This window comes from Rickettsia finnyi (assembly GCF_049668125.1).
GTDB classification, from domain to species: Bacteria; Pseudomonadota; Alphaproteobacteria; order Rickettsiales; family Rickettsiaceae; genus Rickettsia; species Rickettsia kotlanii.
Map to the genome: position 1 here is coordinate 667,676 of NZ_CP187160.1, position 13,925 is coordinate 681,600.

Sequence of the window (13,925 nt, forward strand, 5' to 3'; positions counted from 1 at the left end):
CGGCGTGACGCATTACTGTCCCGGCGAGTTCTAATTCTAATATTACCGTATATATGATAGGAAATGGTAATTCTATTTCTTTTTGTCAATATTCAAAGTCTATGGGTACTGCCGATAATAATTCTAATATAGCAGTACACTCCTTTTGTGACGATTCTTTAACATATCTCGTATTTATTGTTCCTAGCTCAACAAAATCCTTAAATAATCCATCATCTTTTTTCATAAATTCTTCATATTGCGGTAAATTAGCTACAATATCTTCTACTGATTCCATTAAATATGCTCTCTCTAATCAATTTATTTGTACCTTGACATCTTGGATCTAAAGGAAAGCCAGGAACGGCAAATATTTCCCTATTTTGTTCAAGTGCAAATTTTGCAGTTATTAATGAACCGGATTTTAAGCTTGCTTCTACTACCACTACTCCTAAGGCTAGTCCTGATATTATCCTAATTACGCTGTGGAAAATGTTTTCCAAGCGGGGTAGAGCCTGTAACTCAGCTAATATTAAACCTTCTTCTGCTAAATTTTCAAATAGTTTTTTATTTTCCGGTGGATATATATGATTAATACCGCCTGCAATAACTCCGATAGTTTGAGAAATTGCAGCTTGATATATGCTGCTATTTATTCCTCGTGCTAATCCTGCAACGGTTATATAACCTTTGCTAAATCATTTGCAATTTTATGAGCAAAGCTTCTTCCGTTTGTAGCAGCGTTTTTTGCACCTACTATTGCAACGCATTTATTATGATTTAATAACTCTATATTACCGTTATAACTTAATATTAGCGGTGGATCATAAATTTCAAGTAATAATTTTGATATTCCGGAGATTTATATGTGATGATCTTAGTATTGTCTTTTTCAAGAAGCTTTAACTCTTTTTCAGTATCGTTTTTACTGAAAATTTTAATTGGTTTTGACTTTCCGCCGCGCAATGGAAAATCCGGAACGTTATCTATGGCATGCTACATCACCGAATAATTTAATTAAACTAAAGAAAGTTTTAGGACCAGTATTTCACTCCTAATAAGACATAAAATATTAATTATTTCAATATTATAAGATATTTTAGAAGCAGACAATAATTCTTTCAACATTGTTTAGGGTTATTTGATATTGCGTTAGTGCTGTATGTCATTCTTGCCTAGGCGGGAATGACATCAAACCATGCAACAACACTAGACAAGCTACTACGGTAGGACAGTTCCCCACTTTAATAACACAGTAATATATTACAGCTTCTCTGCATGTGAGCTTAAATAATGTGCTATACCTTCATGTGATGGGGTAATTGCTTCTTCACCTTTATGCCAGCCGGCAGGACAAACTTCGCCGTGTTTTTGATGATGAGTTAAAGCATCGATTACTTTTAATGTATAATTAATATCACGACCGATAGGTAAGTCGTTAACTAGCATGTGACGTACTATGAAATCCTTATCGATTAAAAAAGTTCCACGCAAAGCAACACCGTCTTCATTAAGTACATTATATTTTGAAGAAATATCCTTTTTTATATCGGAAACCATTGGGAATTGTACTTGTCCAAGTCCGCCTTTATTATGCGGAGTATTTTTCCAAGCTAAATGGCTAAAATGAGAATCAACGCTAACAGCTATTACTTTAGCACGTCTTTCGGTAAATTCACCAAGCTTATTGTGAAATGCTATAATTTCCGATGGACAAACAAAAGTAAAATCTAGGGGATAAAAAAATAACACTATATTATCCCCTGCAGCATAATCGCTAAGTTTAAACTTATCGTCTATATTATTATTAGGCATAATAGCTTTAGCTGTAAAATCCGGAGCAGTTTTGCCGACAAATACTGACATATTCATAACCTTTTATTAGTTAATAATCTGATATGATATATAAAACTAATTATTATTACAATAATAAATCTTTATAAATTTATAAATTGCTACTTATTTTTTGTTCCCGAAGAAGCTTTTAATTGATTAAATATAGTTAACGCTCCGGTGACAAAACTACTCGGTTCTAAAAGATTTGCGGGTAAAATTACGGTGTTGGTATCTTTAGCCAAATTACCGAACGCACTAATATATTGCTCGGCTATTTTAAGAGCTACTGCATCACTCCCTCCCGTTTTTTGTACGGCATTTGCAACAATCTCAATACTATTTGCCGTAGCGGTAGCGACTAAGCCTATTGCTTCAGCTTCACCTTTTGCCCTGTTAACTTGATCTGTATAAGAAGCTTCTGAATTCAGTACGATTTGTGCTTTTTCACCTTCTGCATGGTTAATTTTTGCTTGTCTGTTACCTTCCGACTCTAGAATTTGAGCTCTTTTTTGACGCTCGGCTGCTACCTGCAATTCCATAGCTTTAAGTATAGTTTGCGGAGGTTGAATATCTTTAATTTCATAACGCATACATTGTATGCCCCAATTTATAGCAGCCTGATTAATAGCTGCTACAATTGCTACGTTTAAAGTTTCGCGCTCTTCAAAAGTTCTATCTAAAGGGAGTTTACCGATTTCTGAACGCATAGTAGTTTGAGCAAGCTGTGTTATGGCATAGTAAGGATTATTAACACCATAAGATGCTGCCATTGGATCAATGATCTTAACATATAAAACACCGTCTATAGATAATGTTACGTTATCGTTTGAAATAGCTGTTTGAGCGGTAACGTCTATTGCTTCTTCTTTTAAAGTATGTTTGTATGCTACTCTCTGAATGACAGGGATGAGTAAATTTAAGCCAGGTTGCAGTACCTTATCGAATTTTCCAAGTTTTTCTACTACCCATGCTTGTTGTTGCGGTACAACTTTAACCATTTGTATTATAACTAAAATCGCTATAATACTGAAAATTAATAATGCATATTCCATAATTCAATACCTTTTTTTATTTCCACTCTATATTATTTTTAATTATAAAAAAAGGATTTAAGTTAAATGGTACTTGAATTATATATTTTTTTTATCACTCAAATGGGTTTTAATTACTTTGAGTAAAGAAAAAATGCTTGAATATTCTTCAAGTTGTTCATTTACATTTTTTATCTCATTTAAAGCGCTATTAAAATCTTTCTGCAATAAATACGTTTCAGCAGCTTTATTTTGTTCTAGTGTTTTAAGTAAAATACTTTGTAAAAATCTATAATAAGAGTTGTCTAGTTCCGGTGTATCAGACATAATAATAAATCATATTAATTATTGAGTTCTTAATTTATATACAAATTTTTTAATAATTCAATAATTTTTAATTAGATTTACATATACTTAAGTCTTTATCTATTATGTCGGAATCTATATTTAAACAGTCAAGGATTGAATGAAATACATAATCATGGCTAATTTCAGTATTAGCATAATTTTTAATTGAAGATACTGATTTAGGATATTTTGCTTGAAAATCATCTGATACCCAAACTATAAGAGGTACGGTTATTTGTTCTGCAAGTAGTGGCCCGCCGTGACCGTAATAACCATTTTCTCCGAGGGACTCGCCGTGATCAGATACATATAATAAAAATGCATTTTTATCTTTAAGCAAATCTATTAAATTAGATAAAAAAAAATCGGTATATAAAATAGAGTTATCATAACTGTTAACTAAAGCAAGCTTATCGCAATCACTTGCATCTCCCTTAACCTTAATAGGACAGATAGGGGTAAAATACTCAAACTCTTTTGGATATCTCGCATTATAGTTCCAATGGCTGCCGGAAGTGTGAACTACTAAAAATTGTTTCTCTGAGTTTGTTATTATTTCTTTTATAAAAGGCAATATTTTTTCATCATGATCATTTAAAGAAAATAGGGCAGAGCCGCCCGGTACTATAGTAAAATTAACGTCATTATATATATTACTGAGGTCAAAATTTGCAAAACTTCTCATTAAAGTTTGAGTACCGATCCAGGTAGTATTAAAGCCAAGATTTGTTAAAATTGATAAAAAGCTGTTCTCTTGTCTACTATTTTCAATTTGACTTGCAGGATAACGTGAAAGTAACGACGGTACGGAAAGATAGGTAAGGTTAGAAGAAGATTTAGCTTTGAAAGAAATTAGGTTTTGAGTAGTCTTTAAGTAAGGAGTCGTATCTCTTTCATAACCGTTAATACCGAAATGATCAAATCTTGCTGATTCGCCTATAACTAAAACACCGATAATATCTTTATCTGACTTATCTATAAAGTTATATTGTTTGCTAATATCTATACATGTATAATTTTTATCACCGAAATTTTCGGCAAAATTAATGTAGCTATTATGTAAATACTGAATGGGAAAATAATTTTTTAGTATCTTAAATGAAGGAGTAATAATATTATATACAAAAATAAGTAAGCAAGCGGCAGATAATAGTTTTATTACGAATGATTTAGAATTTTCGGCGGCAAAAGATTTGAGAGTATAAAAACAGGTAAAAAGGCAAAAAATTATCCATATTATTAACTTAATGCTGGTTAATTCATAAACTTCGTTTAAATCCGTTGAGAAAAAACTACCTATTACTTGTTTAGTAGGATTGATTTTGAAGAAATAAATGTAATAACTAGCAATAGCGGATGTTATAAATAAAAACCCCACGCCGATTTTTAACACTAATCTATGTACGCTAAGACCGAAAAATGCTATAAAAGAAAATATATAAATATAGCAAAAATCTTTTGATAACTCTAATATCCCTCTAAAGATTGTTGCTTTATAATAATCAAATTTATAAATCAATATTGCGGTATTAAATAATAAATAATAAATAAAGGCTAAAATCGCCGATAATTTAATTAATTTCGTATCTAAATGTTTCTGAATAGTTTTTAGCATAAATAATAATTAATAAAGTAATTTTTATAACTATCATGATCATAAAAAATCTTCAAGAATTTTATCGGCTTTTAATACCAAATGCTCCGCTTATCGCTATTGATTACGGAAGCAAAAAATTAGGAATCGCATTATCTAATCAAGAACGTAGTATTGCTATGCCCTTAAATACTATAACCGAGATAAATAAAAAAATTGTTATTACTTCCTTGCTTAATATCATCGAGCAATATAAAGTTTGCGGTGTTATAATAGGTCTACCGATTGATATGAGCGGAGCAGTAACGGAGCAAACAAATATAGTGATGCAATTTGCTGAAGAGCTAGCAAAATCTATAAACTTGCCTATATATTTACAAGATGAAAGATTAACTACCAAAGCTGCAAATAATTTCCTTAAATCGTTTGGAGTAAAAAGAAAAGACCGTAATAATAACGATGATGCAGTAGCTGCTAGTATGATTCTTGAAACCGTGCTTGATTCTATAAAAAATATTTAATTAGGAAAGCATTGAGGAGTTGTTGATGGAACCTATGGGGATTAGTCAAAGCAAACTTGCTCATGATATTGATGTACCCGTTACTAGGATCAATAATATAATTAAGCATCATCGTTCAATTGCTGCTGATACAGCCCTGCGTTTGGGTAAGTACTTATAATATTAAGCCTCGTTGGTAGATGAATATGATTTAGAGCTTGCAGAAGATGTAGGTTGGAAAATTACAGAAGATAGAATAAGAACCTTTTCTATGACAAGTTAATTATTTATAATTCAATATTGTTACGCACTCAAAACACTATTGTAAAGATATATTATTTATGATAGAACCGATTCGGTAAAAATAAATAAAATATACTATGAAAATATTAATTTTGGGTGTTACCGGTATGTTAGGTAATAGCATATTCAGGTTTTTAAGTAGTGATAAAAAATTTGACATTTTTGCGACAGCCCGAAATAATTCAGCTCGTTCTTACTTTTCTAAGGATTTATCCGATAAATTAATTACAAATGTAGATGTTGAGAACCATGATGCGTTAGTTGAGGTATTTAATCAAACAAAACCCGATATAGTAATAAATTGTATAGGGCTTGTAAAACAATTGGCAGATGCTAATGACCCGTTAAAAGCATTACCGATAAATAGTTTGCTGCCTCATAGGCTAGCTAATTTATGTAAACTAGCTAATTCAAGGTTAATCCATATTAGTACTGATTGTGTGTTTTCAGGAAAAAAAGGTAATTATAAGGAAAGCGATTTTTCTGACTGTTATGACCTTTACGGTCGTTCAAAATTTCTTGGTGAGGTAGATTATCCGCATGCTATCACATTGCGTACTTCCATTATAGGTCATGAGCTAGCAGGCAATAGAAGCTTAATCAATTGGTTTTTAAGTGCAGAAGGTTCAGTGAAAGGGTTTGAGAAAGCTATTTATTCAGGATTCCCGACAGTAGAGCTTGCAAGAATAATAAGGGATTTTGTGTTACCTAATAAAGAGTTGCACGGGCTTTATCATGTCGCCTCAAAACCGATTAATAAGTTAGAATTGTTAAAATTAGTAGCAGAAATATATAATAAAGAAATCGATATTATTTCGTCAGATGAGCTTGTAATAGATCGCTCACTAGATAGCACTCGTTTTAATGAGGTGACAGGATATACACCTCCTGAATGGCGTGAGCTTGTAAAGCGTATGTGTGAGTTTAAGTAAATTGTCATTGCGAATATAGGCTTGTACACGGAATCCAGCATAAAGTGAGATAAATCGAGCTTTTGATGTTTGTATTTTTTATAACTGGACTCTGTGGACAAGCTACAGGATGACTGTCTTAGAGTGTTGCTCGATTGACATAATAACAAAATAGGTATTTATATATAATGTTTGTAGATAAAACTTTAATGATTACAGGAGGCACCGGTTCGTTTGGTAATGCGGTGCTTTCTCGTTTTCTTAAATCCGATATTATTAATGATATTAAGGAAATTCGTATTTTCAGTAGAGATGAAAAAAAGCAAGAGGATATGCGTATTGCTTTAAATAATCCGAAACTTAAATTCTATATTGGGGATGTACGCAATTATAAAAGTATTGATGAGGCAATGCACGGTGTAGATTATGTATTCCATGCCGCTGCTTTAAAGCAGGTTCCGACTTGTGAATTTTATCCTATGGAAGCAATAAATACTAACGTCTTAGGTGCTGAAAATGTTTTAAGTGCTGCTATTAATAACAAAGTTACAAAAGTTATTGTACTGAGTACCGATAAGGCTGTATATCCAATTAATGCAATGGGATTATCTAAAGCATTAATGGAAAAGTTAGCAATAGCAAAAGCACGTATGCGTTCTCCAGGTGAGACTATGCTTTGCGTCACTAGATACGGTAACGTTATGGCTTCTAGAGGTTCGGTCATTCCTCTTTTTATCAATCAAATAAAACAAGGTAAGGAATTAACCATTACAGAACCGTCAATGACACGTTTTTTAATGTCGCTTGTAGATTCGGTGGATTTAGTTTTATATGCGTTTGAGCATGGTCATCAGGGTGATATTTTCGTACAAAAATCTCCGGCAAGCACAATTGAAGTACTCGCAAAAGCGTTACAAGATATATTCGATAGCAAAAATGAAATACGTTTTATCGGTACACGTCACGGCGAAAAACATTACGAATCATTAGTATCATCAGAAGAAATGGCAAAAGCTGATGATTTAAGAAATTATTACCGTATTCCTATGGACGGGCGTGATCTTAATTATGCAAAATATTTTGTTGAAGGTGAAAAGAAAGTAGCGCTTTTAGAGGATTACACTTCCCATAATACAAAACGTTTAAATTTAGAAGAAGTAAAAGAGTTATTACTGACTCTTGATTACGTACAAGAGGAACTAAAAAATGCTTAAGGTAATGACGATTGTTGGTACTCGTCCTGAACTTATTAAACTATGCTGCGTGATTTCCGAGTTTGATAAATATACTAATCACATCCTAGTTCACACCGGTCAAAATTATGCATATGAATTACATCAGGTTTTTTTTGATGATATGGGAATTAGAAAACCCGATTATTTCTTAGAAGTAGCAGCAGATAATACGGCAAAATCTATTGGGCTTATTATCGAAAAAGTTGATGAAGTACTTGAGAAAGAAAAGCCTGATGCCGTTTTATTTTATGGTGATACTAATTCATGTTTATCGGCAATTGCTGCTAAACGCCGTAAAATTCCGATTTTTCATATGGAAGCGGGAAATCGTTGTTTTGATCAGCGTGTACCTGAAGAAATAAACCGTAAAATCATTGATCATATTAGTGACGTTAACATTACGTTAACCGAGCATGCGAGACGTTATTTAATTTTCGAAGGTTTACCGCCTGAGCTTATTTTTAAATCAGGTTCGCATATGCCTGAGGTCCTTGATTGCTTTATGCCTAAAATATTAAAGTCTGATATTTTAGATCAATTGTCACTTACCACAAAGCAATATTTCTTAATTAGCTCGCATCGTGAGGAAAATGTTGATGTCAAAAATAATCTGAAAGAATTATTAAGTAGTTTACAAACGCTTATTAAAGAGTATAATTTCCCTGTAATCTTTTCAACACACCCAAGGACTAAAAAAAGGCTTGAGGATTTAGAGGGGTTTAAAGAACTTGGCGATAAAATAAGATTTTTGCCGGCCTTCGGGTTTACGGACTACGTCAAACTTCAGATGAATGCATTTTGTATTTTATCCGATAGCGGTACTATCACTGAAGAGGCGTCTATACTTAATTTACCTGCTTTAAATATTCGAGAAGCACATGAACGTCCTGAAGGTATGGATGCCGGAACGCTTATTATGTCGGGTTTTAAGGCTGAACGGGTACTACAATCGGTGAAAGCTATTACGGAAGAACACGAGAATAATAAACGCTTGCAAGATATCGTGCCGGATTATGCAGCAGCAGGACTTGTATCAAAGAAAATATTACGTATAGTTTTAAGTTATGTGGATTATGTTAACCGTACAATATGGTTTAAAAAGTAATCCTATTCATTATTATCATATCAAAAACATGAAATTCTTTAAATTAATAAAACTTAACACTTTATTTTTAAGTGTTTTTTTACTAATAACTCTTATATCTTCTTTTTGCTATTCCAAAGAAAATTCTTATAAAAAAATAGTTTTCCTTGTTAGTACAGAGACATTCGGTGGCAAAGGCGTATACGCAATGTATAATGAGATGAAAAAAATAGGTCATGATGTCAAAATTGTAATAGTACCTCATCCTCATCCCAATATTCAAGGAGGAATAGATACCGGGTTTATTAGTAAATTTGATACACAAGATGTGATATATCCATGCGGTAAGTATGCTTCTTATTCAAATGTTAATACAAAATGTGAAATTTCTGAACTAAAAAATTATCAGCCGGATTTTATCTTTACGCAAAACCCTTACGAAAATTTGCAAGGCTATATATCAGAACCTTTTACGGCTGCTAATTTGTATAAGAGCTTTAGAGGAACTAAAACAAAAATTATGTATATAGTCTATGGTCCGCATATCTTCCATCAAAAAAATATTGATGATGATAAGTTATCAAGTCGCATAGAGACGGTATTTGTTGATTCAGAAAGTACAAAGGATATCTTTATTAGTAATTATAAATTTCCTAAGGATAGAGTTATTGTTTCGGGTTATCAACCATACTATGAAGTAAGAAATTATAATATTAAAGAAAAACCAAACTCGGAAACCATTTTATGGCTTCCTAGATGGGAATTATCATTTAAAAATAGAGAGTTATATGAAGGAGGTTCTACTTTCTTAAATTATCACTATTTTTTCTATAATTATGCGTTACAACATCCTAATATTCATTTTATTATAAGGCCGCATGTTACACTATTTACCTATGCGGTCGGTAAAAATTACTTAAGCCAAAGTGATATGGATAATATATTAAATAGATTTAACTCTTTAAAAAATGTTACTGTTTCTGCACATGCATTCAGGTCGTTACTGGATGATATAATGGTGTCAGATATTGTAATAAGTGACGGTACTTCATCTCTTGCTGAAGTAGTAGTTGCCGATAAGCCTATAATTTACTTAAGTAATGGTTGGAATAATGAATTTAATAGCAATGCTCTATCTAAAGAATTAAAAAAATATATGTATTTTGCTTATGAGCCGCAAGATATTATTAACTATATAGCATTTATTAAGCAAAATCATTATTTACCTTATCATGAAAATAGTAGTGGCAGAAATCAATTTAAAAAGATGCTTGATCCTGTAGAAAACCCTGCTGCATTTATTGCCGAATATTTATTAAAGTTATAATAGTTTAAATAATTTATGTTAGAAGAAATTTATAATGATGGAGAAAGATTATGTTTTAGAGGTAATGTGTCATAAAAGTAGTTATAAGATTTTTAAAAAAATTATAGAAGCCGATATACTTAATAGCTCATTAATGCTAAATCAAAAAATGAAAATTTTAGATATAGGTTGTGGAACGGAATACAGAACTTTTATGCTTAGTGATATATTAGGAGTAGAAATTACAGCAATAGATATCAGTAAAGAATCTATAATTTATGCTAAACAAAATTATGGAGCATCTAATATACAATATATTAAATCTGGTTTAGTTAGTTTTATTAAAAAGGCAGAAGAATATGATTATATTGTATCACGATATGCACTTGAGCATATTGAAGATGAGTTAAATCTAGCACTTAATCTTAAATATAAAAAACGATTAATAGTAAATGTACCTTTTAATGAACCGGAAGGGCATATACATCATTTAGTTAATTGAATTACTGAAAAAGACTTTGAATCATATCTGAACAAAGAATTTTGCTATGCAGGAGTAGATAGTGTAACTAACGACACGCATTCTGAAAAAATCCTCCTAATTCTATAATCTGTATATCTAGTAACTCAGATTTAAAGCCTATAAAACAATTATTTCATATCCAATCTCAGTTTGGACTCAGGAATTTTTAGAAAAGCTAGGTTTGCAATCCCAAGATATATTAAAACAATTGCTGCAAACTAGAGATGCATTTAAAAATAGCGAAGAGAAGAACTAAATTAAATAATACTGTAACAGAGCTAAATAATGCTTTAGAAGAAAAATTCTTAAAAATAAACTAATTATTAGTGAAGAAGAAAAATCTATTTTTCTAAAGCTCTATAGAAAATTTAAACAATAAACTAACATTTTATAAATTATTTTTAAAAGTTATGACAACGAGAAAAGATAAACCTCTAAATATTTATCATACTTTAGTTTCCATTATTATACCTGTCTATAATGGTGCTAATTATATGAAAGAAGCTATAAATAGTGCTTTAGCACAAACTTACAAAAATATTGAAATTATTGTTGTTAATGATGGTTCAAAAGATAATGGAGAGACAGAACGTATAGCATTATCATATGGTGATAAAATACGCTATTTTCATAAAGAAAACGGAGGTTGCGGTTCGGCCTTAAATTACGGTATAAAAAACATGAAAGGGGAATATTTTTCGTGGCTTAGCCATGATGATATATATTATCCTAATAAAATCGAGCATCAAGTTGACATATTAAATAAATTAGATAATAAAGATACTATCATTTACGGTGGTTATGAATTAATCGATGAAAAAGGTAACTCTCTACGTTATATTAAACCGGATAGTGTGCTACCTATAAATAAACTTAATATTTCTTTATTACCTTTATTACGAGGGTTAATACATGGTTGTTCGTTATTGATTCCTGCTAAATATTTTCATGAAGTCGGTATATTTAATGAGGCTTTACCGACAACGCAAGATTATGATTTATGGTTTAAAATTTTCCGTGTTGCTCCTATTCATTTTGACGAATTTATCCTAATTAAATCTCGTTTGCATTCAGAGCAAGGTAGTAAAAAAATATCAAATCATAACGAAGAATGTAATGTATTATGGTCATCGTTTCTTCATGAGTTAACAGAAGAAGAAATGATCAAAATGGAAGGTTCTCCTTATTTATTTTTAACTCGTACAGCTACTTTTTTATCCAATAATACTCCGTATAAAAAAGCCTGTGATTTAGCAAATATTATGGCTAAACAAGTACTAAATGATACTAAAATTAGTGTTATTATACCAGTATATAATAGAATAAATTGGGCAATTAAAGCTATAGAAAGTGTACTTGTTCAAACACACAAAAATTTTGAGATACTTATAATAGATGATGGGTCGACTGATGATATATCAGAATTAACTTCAATATGTAAAAAAGATAAAAGAATAAAATATTTTCATAAAAAAAATGAAGGACCTGCTGCTGCACGTAACTTAGGTATTAAAAATGCTATAGGAAAATATATTGCTTTTCTTGATTCGGACGATTTATTTTATAAGGATAAAATAGAAATCCAATTAAAGTTTATGGAAGAAAATAATTTTATATTTTCTCATACTTCATATCAAAAAATAAGTGAAAAAGGAAAATATATAGAATCTGTTCATTCCGGGCTTTTTAGTGGTAATGTTTTTCCTCAAGTCATACAAACTTGTCCAATAGCAATGCCGACAGTTATGGGAACTTTAACATTATTCCAAGAAAATTTATTTCCTGAAAATATAAGAAGCGGTGAAGATTGTTGTTTATGGATATCTATTGCTAGTAAAAATTCAATAGGCGGTATAGACAAAGAATTGTCTAAAGTACGAATTAGCGGTGGTACTAATACGTTTATGGATCCAAATAAATATTCAGTAGGTTTAATAAATATTACTTCTTATGTTCTTAATGATTCTTATTTAAGTAAATTTAGTCCGTTTACTATTAATTTGTTATTAGCAGCTGTTACACAATTAAGATTACTAGAAAATAAAAATGAAGACTATAAAAAAAGTAATATTTCTTTTTTCAAAAATAACTATGTAATTCAAAAAATACGAACCTATTGCTTTGTGACAAAAATTTTGATTTTATTAACTATTACTTCTATAAGGCAAGAAGGAATACGTGCAACAATTTCTAGAATACAGAGATGGCTTAAAAAGCATATATAAATAACTATTCCTCAAGTATCTTAACTTTTGAGCCGTTACCAATTTTAGTCATACCTTCGGTAACGACTAAGTCACCTGCTTTAATATCGTCAGAGATAATTTCAATTAGACCTTCTGTACGTGTGCCGATTTTTACATATAATTGTTTTATCGTATAACCATCTATTTTATAAATAAAATTACCTTGATTATTTCGTTGAATACAACTTTCAGGAACGGTTAGGTTTTTATGAGGATTAATTATAAGCGTAACATCTACAAAGCTATTATGCAGGATTTTTGTACCCATAGGTAAAATAATTTTAGCTGTTAAAGTACCATTATCGGATAAGTAATGCGATACTGCCCCGATTGTACTTTTAATTTTTCCTGCAATTAAAACTTCAGTATTGACTCCAACTGTTTCGCTTAAAGACTCCGGCAATTCAATAAAAATACTTTGTGAGTTTTCTGTTCCGGTAATGCTAAAAAGATAGTCACCTATTTTTACTTCATCGCCGACCATAGACTTAATTACGCCTATTTTGCCGGAGTAGGGTGCAGTCATTATCATATCATTATATGTTTTTAAAGCTTTGGAATAATTAAATTTTGCATCTTCAAGTTCGCTTTTTGACCTGTTATATTCCTTGTTGCTTACAAATTTTTTAGCGAATAAAGCTTCTTTTCTATTATAATCTTCTTGTTTTGTATTTAATAACGCTGCTGCTCTAGATTTAGTGGTTTCTGCTATGTTTTTATCTATAACTAGCAATATATCCCCTTTTTTTACTATTTCTCCTTGATGTGCTGAGACTTGTTCAACTATTCCGGTGGCATTAGCATAATAATCACGACTATTATCATTCTGGCATTGCCCTACAATATTAAATATGTCGTAAAGCTCGGCAATTTGTACTTTAGTTGCTTTTACTCCTATAATTTTTTCTTCTTCCTTTTTATTTGCCATAGTAGAAAGCGAGATAAGTAGGGTCAAAAGAACAATAAGTTTTGCAGACATCATATTATACTCTAAGGTGAATAGGTGTCATCTAGTAGTTTGTCCACGGC

At 31.1% G+C, this 13,925-nt stretch carries 13 protein-coding genes and 3 pseudogenes; 9 read left to right on the forward strand and 7 right to left on the reverse strand.

Annotated elements, in window-relative coordinates; all coding sequences use genetic code 11:
• Positions 1-85: 85 nt before the first annotated feature.
• From ACPKKV_RS03695 to ACPKKV_RS03720, 6 genes and pseudogenes are all read right to left on the reverse strand, one after another.
• Positions 86-277 (reverse strand): hypothetical protein, encoded by a 192-nt coding sequence (locus tag ACPKKV_RS03695; protein ID WP_392506240.1) that lies wholly within the window; start codon positions 275-277, stop codon positions 86-88.
• Positions 249-841, reverse strand: a pseudogene (locus ACPKKV_RS03700) (DNA-processing protein DprA). The gene ACPKKV_RS03695 and the pseudogene ACPKKV_RS03700 overlap by 29 nt, the downstream one beginning before the upstream one ends.
• 401 nt (positions 842-1,242) lie before the next feature.
• Complete coding sequence (locus tag ACPKKV_RS03705; protein ID WP_392506939.1) at positions 1,243-1,845, reverse strand: peroxiredoxin; 603 nt, start codon at positions 1,843-1,845, stop codon at positions 1,243-1,245.
• Positions 1,846-1,934: 89 nt separating this feature from the next.
• On the reverse strand, positions 1,935-2,867 hold the full coding sequence (locus ACPKKV_RS03710; RefSeq protein ID WP_392506241.1) for an SPFH domain-containing protein: 933 nt from the start codon (positions 2,865-2,867) through the stop codon (positions 1,935-1,937).
• Positions 2,868-2,945: 78 nt separating this feature from the next.
• Complete coding sequence (locus tag ACPKKV_RS03715; RefSeq protein ID WP_392506242.1) at positions 2,946-3,173, reverse strand: hypothetical protein; 228 nt, start codon at positions 3,171-3,173, stop codon at positions 2,946-2,948.
• 67 nt (positions 3,174-3,240) lie between these two features.
• Entirely contained in the window at positions 3,241-4,809 is a 1,569-nt protein-coding gene (locus ACPKKV_RS03720; RefSeq protein WP_392506243.1) for a phosphoethanolamine transferase, read from the reverse strand.
• A gap of 35 nt (positions 4,810-4,844) precedes the next feature.
• On the opposite strand from ACPKKV_RS03720, the gene ruvX reads away from it, so the two are divergent.
• From ruvX to ACPKKV_RS03765, 9 genes and pseudogenes are all read left to right on the forward strand, one after another.
• A complete protein-coding gene (gene ruvX / locus ACPKKV_RS03725; protein ID WP_392506245.1) occupies positions 4,845-5,309 on the forward strand; it encodes a Holliday junction resolvase RuvX in 465 nt (154 codons plus the stop codon).
• Positions 5,310-5,343: 34 nt separating this feature from the next.
• Positions 5,344-5,488 (forward strand): annotated as a pseudogene (locus ACPKKV_RS03730) (helix-turn-helix transcriptional regulator).
• Positions 5,482-5,571, forward strand: coding sequence for a plasmid maintenance system antidote protein (locus tag ACPKKV_RS03735; protein ID WP_392506247.1), 90 nt, complete (start codon positions 5,482-5,484; stop codon positions 5,569-5,571). The pseudogene ACPKKV_RS03730 and the gene ACPKKV_RS03735 overlap by 7 nt, the downstream one beginning before the upstream one ends.
• A 97-nt stretch (positions 5,572-5,668) precedes the next feature.
• Positions 5,669-6,523, forward strand: a complete 855-nt coding sequence (locus ACPKKV_RS03740; RefSeq protein ID WP_392506248.1) for a dTDP-4-dehydrorhamnose reductase family protein — start codon at positions 5,669-5,671, stop codon at positions 6,521-6,523.
• 167 nt (positions 6,524-6,690) lie between these two features.
• Entirely contained in the window at positions 6,691-7,716 is a 1,026-nt protein-coding gene (gene capD / locus ACPKKV_RS03745; RefSeq protein WP_392506249.1) for a UDP-glucose 4-epimerase, read from the forward strand.
• Positions 7,709-8,842 (forward strand): non-hydrolyzing UDP-N-acetylglucosamine 2-epimerase, encoded by a 1,134-nt coding sequence (wecB, locus tag ACPKKV_RS03750; RefSeq protein ID WP_392506250.1) that lies wholly within the window; start codon positions 7,709-7,711, stop codon positions 8,840-8,842. Before capD ends, wecB begins: the two co-directional genes overlap by 8 nt.
• Positions 8,802-10,148 carry a hypothetical protein gene (locus ACPKKV_RS03755; protein ID WP_392506251.1) on the forward strand — a complete coding sequence of 449 codons (1,347 nt, stop codon included), beginning with the start codon at positions 8,802-8,804 and terminating at the stop codon, positions 10,146-10,148. Before wecB ends, ACPKKV_RS03755 begins: the two co-directional genes overlap by 41 nt.
• Before the next feature lie 15 nt (positions 10,149-10,163).
• Positions 10,164-10,629 (forward strand): annotated as a pseudogene (locus ACPKKV_RS03760) (class I SAM-dependent methyltransferase).
• 431 nt (positions 10,630-11,060) lie between these two features.
• A complete protein-coding gene (locus tag ACPKKV_RS03765) occupies positions 11,061-12,875 on the forward strand; it encodes a glycosyltransferase family 2 protein (protein WP_392506252.1) in 1,815 nt (604 codons plus the stop codon).
• Between the two features lie 4 nt (positions 12,876-12,879).
• On the opposite strand, the gene ACPKKV_RS03770 is transcribed toward ACPKKV_RS03765, so the two are convergent.
• The gene (locus ACPKKV_RS03770) at positions 12,880-13,878 is read right to left on the reverse strand and encodes an efflux RND transporter periplasmic adaptor subunit (protein ID WP_392506254.1); all 999 of its coding nucleotides are present in this window, start codon (positions 13,876-13,878) and stop codon (positions 12,880-12,882) included.
• Positions 13,879-13,925 lie beyond the last annotated feature (47 nt).

Bases quoted from the DNA above. Each gene is read 5' to 3' on its own strand.
- ACPKKV_RS03695 (WP_392506240.1), bottom strand. From the start codon at position 277: ATGGAATCAGTAGAAGATATTGTAGCTAATTTACCGCAATATGAAGAA.
- ACPKKV_RS03705 (WP_392506939.1), bottom strand. From the start codon at position 1,845: ATGTCAGTATTTGTCGGCAAAACTGCTCCGGATTTTACAGCTAAAGCT.
- ACPKKV_RS03710 (WP_392506241.1), bottom strand. From the start codon at position 2,867: ATGGAATATGCATTATTAATTTTCAGTATTATAGCGATTTTAGTTATA.
- ACPKKV_RS03715 (WP_392506242.1), bottom strand. From the start codon at position 3,173: ATGTCTGATACACCGGAACTAGACAACTCTTATTATAGATTTTTACAA.
- ACPKKV_RS03720 (WP_392506243.1), bottom strand. From the start codon at position 4,809: ATGCTAAAAACTATTCAGAAACATTTAGATACGAAATTAATTAAATTA.
- ruvX (WP_392506245.1), top strand. From the start codon at position 4,845: ATGATCATAAAAAATCTTCAAGAATTTTATCGGCTTTTAATACCAAAT.
- ACPKKV_RS03740 (WP_392506248.1), top strand. From the start codon at position 5,669: ATGAAAATATTAATTTTGGGTGTTACCGGTATGTTAGGTAATAGCATA.
- capD (WP_392506249.1), top strand. From the start codon at position 6,691: ATGTTTGTAGATAAAACTTTAATGATTACAGGAGGCACCGGTTCGTTT.
- wecB (WP_392506250.1), top strand. From the start codon at position 7,709: ATGCTTAAGGTAATGACGATTGTTGGTACTCGTCCTGAACTTATTAAA.
- ACPKKV_RS03755 (WP_392506251.1), top strand. From the start codon at position 8,802: ATGTGGATTATGTTAACCGTACAATATGGTTTAAAAAGTAATCCTATT.
- ACPKKV_RS03765 (WP_392506252.1), top strand. From the start codon at position 11,061: ATGACAACGAGAAAAGATAAACCTCTAAATATTTATCATACTTTAGTT.
- ACPKKV_RS03770 (WP_392506254.1), bottom strand. From the start codon at position 13,878: ATGATGTCTGCAAAACTTATTGTTCTTTTGACCCTACTTATCTCGCTT.